Below are 15590 nucleotides of genomic sequence, written 5' to 3'. Positions count from 1 at the left end.
GGCGTGGGATGCCCGCGCCGTGGAAAACGCGCCGTCCGGGTCCCGTCCGGGCCCGGTTTTCAGCAGGTGCCGTGTTGCAGGGACGGCTGCGGGGCCGCCTGGGTGGCCAGGACGGCGGCCTGGATCCGGCGTTCCACGCCGAGCTTGGCGAGCAGCCGGGAGATGTGGTTCTTGACGGTCTTCTCGGAGAGGTAGAGCCGCCGGCCGATCTCGCGGTTGGTCAGTCCCTCGCCGATGAGGCCGAGGATCTCGCGTTCCCGCGGGGACAGGTCGGCCAGCACCTCGTCCCGGGCCGCCGCCTCGTCGTCCTCGCCGCGCAGGCTGGTCATCAGCCGGGCGGTGGTGGCGGGGTCGAGCATGGACTGACCGGAGGCCACGGTGCGGACGGCGGAGACCAGGTCGAGGCCGGTGATCTGCTTGAGGACGTATCCGGAGGCGCCGGCCATGATGGCGTCGAGCAGCGCCTCGTCGTCGTCGAAGGAGGTGAGCATCAGGCAGGCCAGGTCCGGCATCCGGTCGCGCAGCTCGCGGCAGACGGCGATGCCGTTCCCGTCGGGCAGGCGTACGTCGAGCACGGCGACGTCGGGCCGGAGCGCGGGGCCGCGGACGAGCGCCTGCTCGGCGGTCACCGCCTCGCCGACGACGTTGATGTCCGGCTCCGACTCCAGCAGGTCCTGGACTCCGCGCCGGACGACCTCGTGGTCGTCGAGCAGGAAGACCCTGATGGGCTTCTCCGGTGCTGCCTCGCGTTCCTCGGCCATGGTGTCCCTCGGGGAGTGGTGAACCGTCGCTCCACCGATCGTCACGCCGCCGGGGACCTGCCGGTTAGGGCCGAACGGTCCCTGTGGTGCCGTCCGTTGGTCACCGGCTCGGCGGGACCCCCGGGGGACGGCCCGATGGCGCCCCGCCGGGGCCCGCGCCGGCCCGCCGGCCCGCCGGGACACGCCGGTCCCCGGACGGATCCTCCTGACCCGGATCCGGCCGGGGACCGGTCCGCGCACGTGCCCCGGGCGGGCGCGGCGCCGGCGGGCGCGGTGCTTCGGCGGGCGCGGTGCGCCGGCGGCCCCGGGGTCAGGCCTCCGGCACACCCCCGACGGCGAGCGGCGGGATGGCCGGCCGGGGGACCGGCGGGCACGGCTCGGGCCCGGCGAAGGCGCACTCCACGTCCACCACACCGGCCACCGCGCGGGTCAGCCGGGCGGCGACCGGGACCAGGGCGCAGTCGGGGATGCGTCCGGCGAGGACCACCATGCCCTCCCGCACCCGCACCTCCACGGCCGCCGAGGCGCCGAAGAGCGGGCCGGTCACCTCGCGGCGCACCTCCTCCTCGATGTCCTCGTCGGAGCGGAGGAAGACCTTCAGCAGGTCTCCCCGGCTGACGACTCCGGCGAGCATGCCCCCGGGGTCGGTCACCGGCAGCCGTTTGACCTTGCGCAGCGCCATGATCCGCGCGGCCTCGGCGAGGGTGGCGCCCGCCCGCACGGTGACGGCGGGGGACGTCATCAGCTCCCCGGCGGTGTACGCCTCGGCCTTCACCACGTCGCGCCGGCGCTCGGGATCGTCCAGACCGGGCGGACAGAGCCTGCGGAACTCCTCCTTCGGCAGCAGATCGGCCTCGGAGACCACGCCGATGACCCGGCCGTCCTCGGCCAGCACGGGCAGGGCGCTGATCTCCCACTCCAGCATGGTCCGGACGATCTCCTTGAAGGGAGCGTCCCGGCCGACGCCGATGACCGTGTGCGTCATCACGTCATTGACGATGTGCTCTCCGCTCTGCACGGCTTCTCCTCGGTCGGTGTGGCGCTCGGGTGTGCGACGGCTACGGATGCGGGAAGCCCGGGATTCCGGGAGCCCGAGGGCCCTGGCCATCAGAGGCTGCGCAGCCAGTCGTCGACGGTGCCCTGCGCGGTCGACGCCTCGGCCGGCCGCAGCCGGGAGTCGTCGTAGCGGGAGGTCAGCCGGTCCACCACGGAGACGACGCCGTCGATCTGCCCGGTCATCCGGACGGCGACGGGCACCTCGCTGCTGCGCTCCAGCTCGCCCTCCAGCGTGACGACGCCGTCGGTGACGGTGACCTTGACGGCCTGCGGCACCAGCCACAGGGTGCGGACCAGCACCTCGTCGATCACCTCGGCGCGGATCTCCTCGTCCGGCCGGAGGAAGACCTGGAGCAGGTCGCGGCGGGTGACGATGCCGACCAGCCGGTCCTCCTCGTCGATCACCGGCAGCCGTTCGACGCGGTACTTGGCCAGGATGCGGGCCGCCTCCGCGATGGAACTCTCCGCGCGCACGGTGACCGCCGGGGAGGACATCAGTTCGCCGGCCGTCCGCGCGCGGGCCTTGGCGGCGGTCCGGTACGCGGCAGGGGTGATCCGGAAGCGGTGGCGCCGCTCCCCCGGGTCCGTCTGCTCGGTCTGCCGGGCCATGAGGTCCGTCTCGGAGATCACGCCGATGACCTTCTCGTCGTCGTCCACGACGGGCACCCCGCTGATGCGGTGCTCGTCGAGCAGGGCCGCGATGTCCTTGAACGGGGTGGTGCGGACGACCCGGACGACGTCGTCCGTCATCACGCTGCCGACCTTCCGCTGCTTCATGGCCATCTCCTCATCCCCCGGTCCTGTGCGGGCCGGTCCGGTGCGTGGGTTCCTTCGTCCGGCTCGTCCCGCCCGCCCGCTGCCGGCGGTGTACCGGTACGGGCGGCGCGGCCACGGGTCGCGATTCCACGATCCGCCCGGGCCCCCGCACTTCACAGGGGCTGCCCGGGCCGGTGACGGGGCCGTTCGGCCCACCGGGGCCCGGGCCGTACGGCGCCCCCGCGCGGGCCTCACCCGGGACCTTTCCCGGCCCGGCCCGCCCGGCGTCCAAGGGGCCCGGGAAACGGGGGCCGTTGGGCCCGTACGAGGCGGTCTTTCGGCACCGGTCGCACACCGGTCCGAAGCGCCATGGTTAAAGCGTCACCCCGACCGGGAGCCACCGGACGGGAGACACCCGAAAGGGTCCACCCCGAGTGAAGGAGCCCGTCATGGCCGTCATGCAGGAACCCCGTCTGAACCGCAGCATGCAGGTCCCGTCCCAGCGTGCGGCCCAGACCGCCCCGGAGCACGGCGCGGTGATGACCCCGGCCGGCGCGAAGGCCTTCGCGATCGTCCGGATCGTGACCGGCTTCGTCTTCCTCTGGGCCTTCCTCGACAAGACCTTCGGGTGGGGCTACGCCACCCCCGCGGGCAAGGGCTGGATCGACGGCGGATCGCCCACCGAGGGCTTCCTGAGCCACGTGGCCGTCGGACCGCTGGAGTCCACCTTCCACGACATCGCCGGCGCCGGCTGGGCGAACTGGCTGTTCATGCTCGGCCTGCTGGGCATCGGCGTGGCGCTCCTCAGCGGTGTGGCACTGCGGCTGACCGCGGCCGCCGGGTCCCTGATGATGATGCTGATGTGGGCGGCCGAATGGCCACTGGCACAACACCTGTCGAACGGCGAGCCGAGCATGTCGACCAACCCCGTGGCCGACTACCACCTGATCTACGCGCTGGTCCTGATCGCCCTCGCCGCCGCCTACGCCGGCAACACCTGGGGCCTGGGCCGCAAGTGGGCGGAACTGCCCATCGTCCGCAAGAACCGCTGGCTCCTCTGAACCCCATGAGCCGCGACAGGGAAACCCCGACCGGGCCGGCGCCCAGCACCGCCGGCCCGGCCGGATGTCCGGGCCCGGTCCCGCGCCCGGTCCCGCGCCCCGCCCCGGGCCCCGCACGCGGCGCCCGCACCGCCGTCACCACGCATCCGCCAGCACACGTTCCGGAGGAACGGACATGACCGTACGGGTAGGCATCAACGGATTCGGCCGCATCGGGCGCAACTATCTGCGCAGCGCCCTGGGGCGCACGGACGACACCACACCGGTCGAGGTGGTGGCGATCAACGACATCGCGCCCACGGCGACCCTCGCGCACCTCCTGGAGTACGACTCCACCTACGGGCGGCTCGGCCGCGCCGTCTCGCACGACGCCGACTCGATCACCGTGGACGGCCACAGGATCGCCGTCACCGCCGAGCGCGACCCGGCCGAACTGGCCTGGGCGGAGCACGGCGTGGACATCGTGATCGAGGCCACCGGCCGCTTCCGCACCCGCGAGGAGATCGCCCGCCACCTCAAGGCCGGCGCCCGCAAGGTGCTGCTCTCCGCGCCCGGCAAGGACGTGGACGCCACGATCGTCATGGGCGTCAACGAGACGGACTACGACCCGGAGCGGCACGAGATCGTCTCCAACGCCTCCTGCACCACCAACTGCGTGGTGCCGATGGTGAAGGTGCTCCACGAGCGGTTCGGCATCGTCAAGGGGCTGATGACGACCATCCACGGCTACACCAACGACCAGTCCGTGCTGGACAGTCCGCACAAGGACCTGCGCCGCGCCCGCACGGCCGCCGTGAGCATCATCCCGACGTCCACCGGCGCCGCCCGCGCCGTCGGCCTGGTCCTGCCCGAGCTGGCCGGCGCCCTGGACGGCATCGCCGTCCGCGTCCCCGTCGAGGACGGCTCGCTCACCGACCTCGCGCTGGTGCTGCGCCGCGAGACCACCACCGAGGAGATCAACGAGGCCTTCGCCGAGGCGGCCGAGGGCGCGCTGAAGGGCGTGCTGCGGGTGAGCACCGCGCCGATCGTCTCCCGCGACATCGTCGGCGACCCGGCCTCCTGTGTCGTGGACGCCCCGCTCACCCAGGCGCACGGCGAACTGGTCAAGGTCTTCGGCTGGTACGACAACGAGTGGGGCTACAGCAACCGGCTGCTGGACCTCACGGAGTACGTGGCCGCCCGGCTCTGACCGGCCGCGCCGCACCGGGGCGCACCCGTGCGGGCCGACCCGGCGAGCGCCGCCGGCCCCGCCCGGCCGTACGGCACCACCGGATCAACGGATCACCGGCCACGCCCGCCCCACCCGCCCTTCCCCGCCCCAGCCCGGCGCGGAAGGGCCCGGCGCGTTCCGGGACCGCCGGTCCGCATACGGGACCTGCGGCCCTCCAACAGCCGTTTCCTACCTGTGAGTATGTAAGCGAAGCAAGGACGTCACCGCGGCGTTCGAATCCTGGAGGTAGCCACCATGTCCCGTCCCGTCACCCTCGGTCTCGACGGCTCCCGCGAGAGCATCGCAGCCGCCGACTGGGCGGCCCGCGAGGCTGAGCTCCGCGGACTGCCGCTGCGCGTCGTCCACGCCTGGGAGCCGCTGCCGTACCCGCTCCCGCCGAGCAGCGGCCCCGAGGTCCAGCGCCACTGGGCCGAGCGCATCCCGCGCGAGGCCACCGAAGAACTCGCCGCCCGCCACCCGGACCTGGAGATCACCAGGGACCAGCTCCGCGGCCACCCGGTGGAGGTGCTGCCGTTGGTCGCGGACGAGTCCGAGCTGCTGGTCCTCGGCTCCCGCGGTCTCAAGGGGCTGACCGGCTTCCTGGTGGGCTCGGTCGGGCTCTCCACCGCCGCCCACGCACGCCGGCCGGTCGTCCTGGTCCGGGCCGGGGAGCAGGCGGGCGACGAGCACCGGCCGGACCCGGCGGGCCGCGCCTCCGCCGCCACCCCGTACAAGGACGTGGTCCTCGGACTGGACCTGTCCTCGCCCAGCGACGAACTGCTGGAGTTCGCCTTCGACGCCGCCGCACGGCGCGACACCCGGCTGCGCGTGGTGCACGGCTGGAGCGTGGCGCCCCACGGCGACCTGCCCCAGTCCGCCGACCTGGAGGCGGAGCTCGGCGAGCGGCGGTCCGCACAGCTCGCCGACATCCTGCGCACCTGGCGGCAGAAGTTCCCCGGGGTCGAGGTCGAGGCGCAGGCGGTCATCGGCAAGCCGGCCGACCACCTGCTGGAGTCGGGCTGCGACGCCTCCCTGGTGGTCATCGGCCGCCGCATCCGCCGCTCGCCGATCGGCACCCACCTCGGCGCCGTCGCCCACGCGGTGCTGCACCACTGCTCCGTCCCGGTCGCGGTCGTCCCGCACGACTGAGGCTCGCGGCGACAGCAACGGCCCGCCGGCCGGTCCCGGATCACGGGGACCGGCCGGCGGGCCGCGTGTCCGCGCGGCCCGCCCGCGCCCCTCAGGCGCACGCGCGTAGATCAATTGCCCGGCACCCTCGAAACCGCGTTCCTTGATCAAGAATTCCATTCGAACGGAGGTGTTGTGACGAGCGTCACCGTTCGCTACGATCGTGCACCGCAACGGCCATAAGTCCGCTTATCGCAGGGGGTATTGTGGGTGCGTTTATCTCAGCAATCCCCTCCGCTCAGGATTCTTGATGGAAGAGGCCGAGGAAGGATTAAGACCCTCCGGTCCTCTCTTATCCAAAGCCCCGTCCTCGCCGCCGTTCCGTAGACGGGATTTCTGGCTTTTCTGGACGGCGGGCGCCATCGACGGTCTCGGCACCTGTGCGTCCTCCCTCTTTCTTCCGCTGATCCTGCTGGGCGCCGGATATCCGGCCGGGCTCGCCGGACTCGTCGCGTCGGTGGCACTGGTCAGCGGACTGGTGGTCTCGCCGGTCGCGGGCGTTTTCGCCGACCGGTGGCCGCGCAAGCCGATGATGTACGCGGCTGCCCTGACGGCGGCGGGCGCCATGGGATCGGTGTTCGTGACCGTGGCCCTCGGCCACGTCGTCCTCGTCCACATACTCGTCGCGGCCGTGGTCGAGCAGGCGGCCAGCGCCACCTACGGGGCGGCGGCCTCCGGGACGATCCGGCGGCTGGTGCCGCCCGAGGGGTACACCCGGGCGATCGGGTACCTGCAGGCGCGGGACCAGGCGGTGCAGATCGTCGGGCCGACGCTGGGCGGCGTGCTGTACCAACTGGCGCGGTGGGTCCCACTGCTCGCGGACGCGGCATCGTTCCTGCTGGTGGCGGTGTTGAGCAAGGCGATCCGCACGGACCTGACGCCCGGACGGGAGGGCCCGGCCGCATCGTTCACCCGTGACCTCGCCGAGGGGCTGCGCTTCGTGTGCGCCGAGCCTTTCCTGCGCTTTGTGGTGGTGTGGACCGCCGGGATCAACGCGCTGCTCGGCGCGCTGTACTTCCACGCCGTGTTCGCCTCCCACGCCCGGGGCACCAGCCCCTCCTCGATCGGGCTCATCCTCACCCTGGCGGGCGTCGGCGGGCTGCTGGGCGCGCTTGCCGCGCCGTGGCTGGTGCGGCGGGTTCCGGCCGCCCGGATCGTGACGGGCGCGTCATGGGCCATGGTGCCGACGGCGGCCGGGCTTGCGTTCGCGTCCCGGACCTGGGCGTACGGACTGCTGTTGAGCGGGGTGTCGTTGATCGTGCCGTCCGTGGTGGTCGTGCTGCAGACCCGGGCGGTGCTGGTCACCCCCGACCGGCTGCTGGCCCGGATGGGGACGGTGCTGGGCACCGCCGGCCAGGGCGTCGCGGTGCTCGCGCCCGTGGCGGCGGGGGTCCTGGTGACGGCGTACGGGGGCCGTGCGGTGGCGCTGGGCTGCGCGGGCGCGTTCGCCGGGCTGGCGCTGTACGCGACCGCCAGGGCCGGGCTCGTGGTCCGGGAGGCGCCGTGACGCGGCCCCGGCCGAAGGCGGCCACGCGCGCCTACGGCGTCTACCGGCCGGTGCTGCCGGTGACCAGCCCCCGGAACCCGGACCGGATGGTGTACACCGGGGACGCCGACGGCCGGTGCGAGATCTTCGCGTGGGACCGCTCCACCGGCGCCGAACGGCAGTTGACGGACCGTCCGCACGGCACGCTGCTGTGCGCCATCGACGACGACGAGGCCGTGTGGTGGTTCGACGAGGACCGTGACGGCAGCGGCGGCTGGCGCACCCAGGACTTCGACGGCGGCCCGGACCGTCCGGCGCTGGCCGGGGTGGAGCACGGGCAGCCCGCCGGACTGGCGCTGACGGCCGGAGGCACGGTGGCCATCGGTATCCGGAGCCCCGGGGGACTCAGCGTCCACATGGGGCGGCGCGGCGGCCGTGGCACGGCCGTCCTGCGCGGGGCGGATTCCGGCACCCTGTGCGACCTGGCCCCGGACGGCGGGCTGCTGGCGGTGTCCGGACCCGCGCATTCCGCCCGCGCCGTGACGCTGCTGACCCCGGACGGGACCACCGTCGCGGTGCTCTCCGGCACCGGGGGACGCACCTGGGCGCTCGGTTTCGCGCCCGTGCCCGCGCCGTCACCCGGTCCCACGCCGGTCCCCGGGCCCGGCCGCACCCTGCTGCTGGTCATGCGTGAGCGGGCCGGCCGCTACCACCTCGGCACCTGGGCCCCCGGCCGCGGACTGGAGCTGCTGCCCTGGTGCTCCTTCGACACCGAGACCACCGCCCGCTGGTACCCCGGCCCGGGCAGCGCGCGAGTGCTGCTCCGGCAGGACCGGCACGGCCGGAGCCGGCTGTTCACCGCCGACCTGGACCGCCGCGTGCTGACCCCGGTGCCCACCCCGGAGGGCAGCATCCTGGACGCGGCCCCGGCCGCCGACGGTGACGTGCACTTCATCTGGACGGACGCGGTGAACGTGCCGCGCGCGCTGTCCCTGTCGGGTGCGCCGCTGCCCGGGCAGAGCCAATGGCGCCTCCCCCGGTTCGGCCACCGCCAGGACCTGTGGACACCCGGGCCCGACGGCCCGGTGCACACCTTCGTCACCACACCCGCCGACCGGCCCGCGCCGTACCCGCTCGTCCTGCTCGTCCACGGCGGCCCGGCCGACCACGACCGGGACGCCTACGACCCCATGGTGCAGGCCCTCGTCTGCTCGGGTTTCGCCGTGGCCCGCGTCAACTACCGGGGATCGACCGGCTACGGGCCGCGCTGGCGCTCCGCCCACTCCGAGGGCGTCGGCCACACCCAGGTCGCCGACCTGGTGCGGGCCCGGGCCGAGCTGCTGGACCGGGGCATCGGCAGCGAGGGCGCCGTGGGCCTGTGCGGCACATCGTGGGGCGGCTATCTGACGCTGCTGGCCATGGGAACCCGTCCGGACCTGTGGAACGCCGGGGTGGCCGTCAAACCGCTCGCCGACTGCGCCACGGCCTTCCGGCACTCCACGCCCGCCCTCCAGGCGCTGGACACCGCGCTGTTCGGCGGCACTCCGGACCAGGTGCCCGACGCCTACGCCCACGCCTCCCCGTCCTCGTACGCGGCCGCCATCCGTTCCCCGCTGCTGATCGTGGCCGCGCGGCGGGACGCCAAGTGCCCGCCGGAACAGGTCGAGGCGTACCTGGCCGTGCTGCGCGCGGGCGGTGTGGCCCACGAGCTGATGTGGCTGGACTCCGGCCACGACGGCTACGACGGCGCCGACCACCTCGCCGTCATCCAGCGGTCCCTCAGTTTTCTCGGCCGCGGGCTGCCTTCGGCGCCCGTGCAGGTCGGGCCGTCCCCGAACCCGGAGAGGAGGTGAACATCATGCAGAAGGACATCATCCACGGCGACCCGCTCGAGGGCGACGCGGAGAGCCGCAAGCCGGGCGTCGGCGTCGTCATCTACCTCCGCTCCGCGGAAGAGATGGAGGACGAGGAGAAGTAGCACCAGGGGGCCGGCCCCGCACCCTGTGCGCGACCGGCCCCGGCCGGACCGGACCGGTCCCCGGGCGGATTCCCGGCCCGGTGCCCGGTCCGGCACCCGGTCCGGCGCCTGCGACTCCCCCGGCCCGGCCGGACAGATGACCGACTCCGTGCACTGATCACACGAGAAGAGGCCAGCCATGCGCGTACTCCTGGTGAACATGCCCTGGGCCCCGATCGATCTCCCGTCGCTGGCTCTCGGAATTCTCAAGCGCAGTGTCGACGAGCGCGTCCCGAACGGAACGGCGGACGTTCTCCACGCCAATATCGAATACGTGGACTGGATCACCAAGAACACCGAATTCTCCCTGGAGGACTACTCCTACTACGCGCTCGGCTCCTATTTCCTGGGCTGCGGCGACTGGGTGTTCTCCTCCGCCCTTTACGACGACCCCCAGTGGCGGGTTCCCGAGTTCACCGAGGCCATGAGCGACCGGGTACGCGGGGACCGGATGGAGATGACGAAGGCGCTGCACGCGACCGCGCCGGATTTCGTCCGGTACATCGCCGAGCGCATCGTCGAACTCGCCCCGGACGTGGTCGGTTTCACCTCGACGTTCCAGCAGAACACCGCCGCCCTGGCGGCCGCCAAGTACGTCAAGCGCCTCGCCCCGCACATCGTGACGGCCATGGGCGGCGCCAACTGCGACGGCAAACAGGGCGAATCCACCCACCGCAACTTCCCCTTCGTCGACCACGTCGTGCGCGGCGAGGGTGAGCTCTCGTTCCCCGCACTGCTCAGGGCGCTGGACGCCGGCGAGCCGCTGTCCGAGGTACCCGGGCTGTGCCGGCGCGACGCGGACGGCGCCTCCGTGGTCAACGCCATGAGCACCACACCGCTGCCGCCCGCCTCGATCCTGCCGCCCGACTACTCCGGGTACTTCGAGCGGCTCGCCTCCTCCCACGCGCGGCACTGGGTCGAGCCCAAGCTGGTGGTCGAGGGCGCCCGGGGCTGCTGGTGGGGCGAGAAGCACCACTGCACCTTCTGCGGGCTGAACGGCTCGTTCATGCAGTTCCGCAGCAAGAGCCCGGACGTGTTCTACGACGAGATCATCGAACTGGCCCGCAAGCACCGGGTTCTGGACATGTACGTCGTCGACAACATCCTGGACATGGGGTACGTGAACACGGTGCTGCCGCGCATCATCGAAAGCGGGTTCGACCTGCGCATGCACATCGAGATCAAGTCCAACATGCGGCGGGGGCAGCTCCAAACCCTCGCCGACGCGGGCCTGATCTTCGTCCAGCCGGGCATCGAGAGCCTCAACAGCCGGGTGCTGACCCTGATGGACAAGGGCGTGACCGGCGGCCAGAACGTACGGATGCTCCGCGACGCCGCCACCGTCGGTCTCTCCGTCGCCTGGAACTACCTGCACGGCTTCCCCGGCGAGGACGTCGAGGACTACGACGACGTGGTGGCCCAACTGCCCGCGCTGGAGCACCTCAACCCGCCGGTGGGTCCGTCCTCCCGGATCGCGATCGAGCGGTTCAGCCCGTACTTCGACAACCCCGGACTCGGCTTCTCCGAACTGCGCGCCGCCGAACCGTACCGGCTCACCTACGACCTCCCCGACGCCGAGATGTTCGACCTGGCGTATGTCTTCGACGTGCCGCCGCGCGGGATCGGGGAGGAGGTCGTCGACCGCCTCGACGAAGGCATCTCGCAATGGAAACGGAACTACTCCGGCAGCCGTCTCACCCACTGCGATCTGGAGGACCGGATCGTCCTGGTCAGCAGACGCCGTGCCTTCGACTGGACGCATCTGGAACTGACCGACCCGTTGGAGCTGGCCCTGTTCCGGCTGCTCGACCAGCCGCACACGGTGAAGGCGGCCGCCCGCAAACTGCGCCGGGACCACCACGTGGACGAGGACGCCCTGCGGCAGGTGCTGACGCGGTGGCGGGCGCTCGGTGTGGTCTTCGAGGACAGCGGGCACTTCGTGCAGATCGCGCCGCCCGCGGTCAACGAGGAGTACCTGCGGATCGACTTCATGCGGCAGTCCTCCGCCCGCGACACCGAGCTCGCCGCGACGAGCTCCTGACGACCGCCCCACGGAGGGACGACGATGACTCCAGCACTCACCGGCACCGCACCCTTCACCGTGACCGCCGCACGGGACTACGACCCCGAGGTGGGCACACTGCCCGGCATGTCCCTGGGCCGCTACGAGATCGACGGCCCCGGCGGCGAGGCCGCCCGGAGGCTCTTCGCCACCGGGGCCCGGCACGTCACCCTCCCCCGCCCGGTCGACGTGACGGACCCCGCCGACGCGGCCTGGTCGGTCCGGGCACTCGGCTTCGTGGGTGCTCTGTCCAGCATGGCCATCTCGGTCGACTGGCAGCTCCACACCGGCCCGGACCCCGACGCCTGGCGCGACTACGGCCATCTCCACCCGCCTACCGCCGTCCTCGGCACCGCCGACCCGGCCGCGACGGCACTCGCGTGGCGCAGCACCTACTACATCTGCAAATGCGTCTTCCGGTACGGCCCCGGGTTCGTCCAGGTGCGCGACCGGCGCTACGGCGAGCTGCGCCGCTTCACCATCGACGAACCGGAGTACCACGAGGCGATCGAGGCCCTCACCGACGGCGCCCGCGCAGACGCCATCCCGCGGGCGGTCCTGGACGACCTCATGAGTGAGAAGCTCGTTCTGCGTTTCGGCGACCATCTGTGGTGGGCCCCGTACCGGGTCCGCCGCTGGTCGGCGGCACCGCTCGTGATCTGACCGCCCCGTCCGCCCCGATGAGCCGCCGGTGCGGGCGGTGATCCGCCGGGCCGTCCGTCCGTTCACCGGCACTCGCGCGACCACCCGCCCGTGGAAGCAGGCACCCGCCCCGCCGGCTGCCCCCACACCGGACCGTCCCGGGTCCGCGCCGGCACCCGGACGACCTCACGAAGCGTTTCCCCGCTGCTCCCCTTCTGTTGGCCGGGCCCGGCTACCGTCCCCTCGCCCGGTCCGGCCCAGGAGAGGCACGTCCTTGACTTCCTCCACCCGCCTGAAGGCGGGGGATTCCTCACTTCGCAGTGAGGGCTTCCTGCTTCGAAGGCAGTTGCCCCGTCCGAGAGGACTCTCGTTGAGGTCTTACACCGCCTCCACAGGCCGAGACGGCCAGCCCGGCCGCCTTGAGGTTGCGTGCCGCGTTGATGTCGCGGTCATGGAGGGTGCCGCAGTCGCACGTCCACTGGCGGACGTTCAGCGGCATGCTCGCCGCGACGGTACCGCAGGCCCCGCACAGCTTGCTCGACGGGAACCAGCGGTCGACTACGACAAGTTCGCGCCCGTACCAGGCGCACTTGTACTCCAGCATCGACCGCAACTCGGTCCACGACGCGTCCGAGATGGCGCGCGCCAGGCTGTGGTTCTTGGCCAGGTTGCGGACGGTGAGGTCCTCGATCACGACCGTTTGGTTCTCACGGACGAGCCGAGTAGTGAGTTTGTGGAGGAAGTCGCGGCGCCGGTCGGTGATCCGCGCGTGGATGCGGGCGACCTTGCGGCGGGCCTTCTCCCGGTTGTTCGAGCCCTTGGCCTTGCGGGACAGCTCTCGCTGAGCGCGAGCCAGTTTGGCGCGGTCCTTCCGCTCATGCTTCGGGTTGGCGATCTTCTCCCCGGTCGAGAGCGTCACGAGCGAGGTGAGTCCGGCGTCGATACCGACCGCCGCCGTGGTGGCCGGGGCCGGGGTGATCACGTCGTCGCACAGCAGCGACACGAACCAGCGCCCGGCCGCGTCGCGGGACACCGTCACCGTGGTCGGTGCGGCGCCTTCCGGCAGCGGACGCGACCAACGGATGTCCAGCGGCGCGGCCATCTTCGCCAGCGTCAGACGGCCGTCACGCCACGTGAACCCGGAGCGGGTGTACTCCGCCGACTGCCGGGACTTCTTCCGGCTCTTGAAGCGCGGGTACTTGGCGCGCTTGGCGAAGAAGTTCCCGAACGCCGTCTGAAGATGGCGCAGTGCCTGCTGGAGCGGGACGCTGGACACCTCAGCGAGGAAGGCGAGTTCCTCGGTGCGCTTCCACTCCGTCAGCGCGGCCGAGGACTGGACGTAGGAGACGCGGCGCTGCTCCCCGTACCAAGCCCGAGTGCGCTCCTCCAGCGCCCTGTTGTACACGAGACGGACACAGCCGAACGTGCGGGACAGCTCCGCTGCCTGCTCGTCCGTGGGGTAGAAGCGGTATTTGAAGGCCCGCTTGACCTGCTGCGGCATGCCTCACATTCTACCAGCTACCGTGTCAGCGACATGCGTTGGTGGGTCAGTGGAACGCGCTCCACCGCTGCGCGGCTCCGGGCACGGGATGCGTTTCCTCCCCCGGCTGAAGCCGGGGGTATCCACGCAAGGAGCCACCAATGAGCACCCCGGTCCACCGCACCTCACCTCGGCAGCCCATGGCCGCCCCGGCACCGAACCGGCAGCGCGGGGACCGCAGCCGGACAGTGCCTCCGTCGGGAAACCCGGCGGAGCGCGCCCTCCGCGAGATCCAGGCCGGCGCCGGCAACCGCGCCGCGACCGCGGCGGTGCAGCGCGCCAGGGGCGCGGCGCATACGGCGAGCACGGCGAAAGGGAAGGCGCCGGAGAACGGCAACGCGTCCGCCGCACCAAAGAGTTACCGCGACCGGATCGCCGCGGTCCTCGACCGGCTCAAGAAGAATCTCGAATTCATCGACACCTTCGTCAAGGGCGTCCACGTCCCCGCCAACGCGGGCTTCTCCCAGCAGGCCTCCGCCACGGTCAACGACGGGCTCAAACACTCCGCCGCCTCCTCGGGGACCGCCGCCGCGTCGGAGAACCTGGCCACGGAGTCCGCCGGCGCCGTGCTCAGCGGCATGGAGGCGGCCAAAGCCAGGAAGAGCGCCAAGAAGCACGAGAAGGGCTCCGCGTTCCACGAAGCGGACAAGAAATCCACTTCGAAGACGACCGACGCGGTCGTCGGTGCCGCCGGCTCGGGAAGCTACGCGCTCGCCATCGCCAAGGAACTGACCAAGGCCCAGAAGGCGGCGAACGCCATGGCCACGGCCGAGGCGAGCGGTATCACCTCCGGTGCCGTCGGCGCGGTGAAGGGCGCCCGCGCCGCGAGCCGCGTCGGGATGACGGCCCGCAAGTACCGTGCCCTGAAAGGGCTGGACAAGCCCGGCCGCACCGAGGAGGGGGCACTGGCCCGGCTCAGCCGGGCGCGGGAGCAGGCCGAATGGGCCGCGGCCGAAGCCTACGTCGCACTGGACGTGCAGTGGGACCACGGGGGCGAGGACCGGCTGGAGCGCGTCTCCGAGGCCATCGACGCGGCGTGGGCGGCGATGGGCGACGCCCGCGACGCCGCCGGGGACCTCCGGCGCGCCGAGGACGTGAACACGCTGAACACGGTGCACACATACGCGCTCGGCAAGCAGCGCCACAAGATGGGCAAGCAGGCGGCCACCGCCGTGGGCGAGTCCACCAAGGCCGCGGGCGGCATCGTGACGGCGGTCGCCGCCACAGCGGGAGGAGCCGGGCTGGCCAGCAACCCGGTCGGCTGGGGCCTCGCCGCGGGTGCGGCCGGCCTCATCCTCGGCGTCACCGCCTACCGGGCGGGCCGCGCGGGCATGAAGCGCTACGACGGGGCCCGCCACCCCGAACGCTGGGCGGCGGAGGAGGAGACCCCGGCGGAGCCCGCCTCCCGCGAGGACGCGCTGAAGGAGGCCCTGAAGTTCTGGAAGAAGGTGGAGAACGGCGAACGCCAGGCCATGGCGCGCAAGATCTACGGACTGGCGGCGGGTCCCGACATCCGCGGGAGCGGCGCCACAGCGGCCGAGATGCGGGACTCGGCCAGAGCCCTCCTCATCGCCCTCAAGGCCGGCCCCGCCAACCACCGGCTGGCCCCCGACGCGTGGGCGGACTCCCTCAATGACCCGGCGAAGACGGCCGCTTGGATCAAGGAGATAGCGGAACAGCTGTCCTCGGCCTGACCGGGGGCGCGCGGCCCCCGGCCTCCCGGCAGGCGTCTGGCCGGGGGCCGCGCGCATAACGCGTTGTGGGGCCGGGGGTCCGTCCCTAGGGTCACCGGTATGTCTCTGCGTCTCCGT

At 72.3% G+C, this 15590-nt stretch carries 12 protein-coding genes; 8 read left to right on the top strand and 4 right to left on the bottom strand.

From position 1 onward, the window contains the following. Positions 1–59: 59 nt before the first annotated feature. The 3 genes from LIX60_RS21470 to LIX60_RS21460 all read right to left on the bottom strand — a co-directional run bounded on the left by LIX60_RS21470 (position 60) and on the right by LIX60_RS21460 (position 2594). Positions 60–761, bottom strand: coding sequence for a response regulator transcription factor (locus tag LIX60_RS21470; RefSeq protein ID WP_019706220.1), 702 nt, complete (start codon positions 759–761; stop codon positions 60–62). Positions 762–1071: 310 nt separating this feature from the next. Beyond that, a complete protein-coding gene (locus tag LIX60_RS21465; protein WP_374117891.1) occupies positions 1072–1779 on the bottom strand; it encodes a CBS domain-containing protein in 708 nt (235 codons plus the stop codon). Positions 1780–1868: 89 nt separating this feature from the next. Beyond that, positions 1869–2594: a CBS domain-containing protein gene (locus LIX60_RS21460; RefSeq protein ID WP_227959941.1), complete on the bottom strand. Its 726-nt coding sequence runs from the start codon at positions 2592–2594 to the stop codon at positions 1869–1871. Positions 2595–3022: 428 nt separating this feature from the next. Between LIX60_RS21460 and LIX60_RS21455 the strand changes: the two genes are divergently transcribed. From LIX60_RS21455 to LIX60_RS21425, 7 genes are all read left to right on the top strand, one after another. Then, positions 3023–3634, top strand: coding sequence for a DoxX family membrane protein (locus LIX60_RS21455; RefSeq protein WP_227959940.1), 612 nt, complete (start codon positions 3023–3025; stop codon positions 3632–3634). A 175-nt stretch (positions 3635–3809) separates the two neighbouring features. Beyond that, on the top strand, positions 3810–4823 hold the full coding sequence (gap, locus tag LIX60_RS21450) for a type I glyceraldehyde-3-phosphate dehydrogenase (protein WP_227959939.1): 1014 nt from the start codon (positions 3810–3812) through the stop codon (positions 4821–4823). A gap of 276 nt (positions 4824–5099) precedes the next feature. Then, positions 5100–5993 (top strand): universal stress protein, encoded by an 894-nt coding sequence (locus LIX60_RS21445; protein WP_227959938.1) that lies wholly within the window; start codon positions 5100–5102, stop codon positions 5991–5993. A 289-nt stretch (positions 5994–6282) separates the two neighbouring features. Further along, positions 6283–7539, top strand: coding sequence for an MFS transporter (locus LIX60_RS21440; RefSeq protein WP_227959937.1), 1257 nt, complete (start codon positions 6283–6285; stop codon positions 7537–7539). Next, a complete protein-coding gene (locus tag LIX60_RS21435) occupies positions 7536–9371 on the top strand; it encodes a prolyl oligopeptidase family serine peptidase (protein ID WP_227959936.1) in 1836 nt (611 codons plus the stop codon). Before LIX60_RS21440 ends, LIX60_RS21435 begins: the two co-directional genes overlap by 4 nt. A 303-nt stretch (positions 9372–9674) precedes the next feature. Further along, on the top strand, positions 9675–11576 hold the full coding sequence (locus LIX60_RS21430; RefSeq protein WP_227959935.1) for a RiPP maturation radical SAM C-methyltransferase: 1902 nt from the start codon (positions 9675–9677) through the stop codon (positions 11574–11576). A 24-nt stretch (positions 11577–11600) separates the two neighbouring features. Further along, positions 11601–12260 (top strand): DUF5825 family protein, encoded by a 660-nt coding sequence (locus tag LIX60_RS21425; protein ID WP_227959934.1) that lies wholly within the window; start codon positions 11601–11603, stop codon positions 12258–12260. A 289-nt stretch (positions 12261–12549) separates the two neighbouring features. On the opposite strand, the gene LIX60_RS21420 is transcribed toward LIX60_RS21425, so the two are convergent. Next, positions 12550–13740 (bottom strand): transposase, encoded by a 1191-nt coding sequence (locus LIX60_RS21420; RefSeq protein ID WP_227959933.1) that lies wholly within the window; start codon positions 13738–13740, stop codon positions 12550–12552. A 140-nt stretch (positions 13741–13880) separates the two neighbouring features. Here LIX60_RS21420 and LIX60_RS21415 point away from each other — a divergent pair, with 140 nt between their 5' ends. Further along, on the top strand, positions 13881–15473 hold the full coding sequence (locus tag LIX60_RS21415) for a hypothetical protein (protein ID WP_227959932.1): 1593 nt from the start codon (positions 13881–13883) through the stop codon (positions 15471–15473). Positions 15474–15590: the final 117 nt, after the last annotated feature.

The organism is Streptomyces sp. S07_1.15, assembly GCF_020739505.1.
GTDB lineage: Bacteria > Actinomycetota > Actinomycetes > Streptomycetales > Streptomycetaceae > Streptomyces > Streptomyces xinghaiensis.
This window is presented reverse-complemented; position numbering and strand designations above follow the sequence as displayed.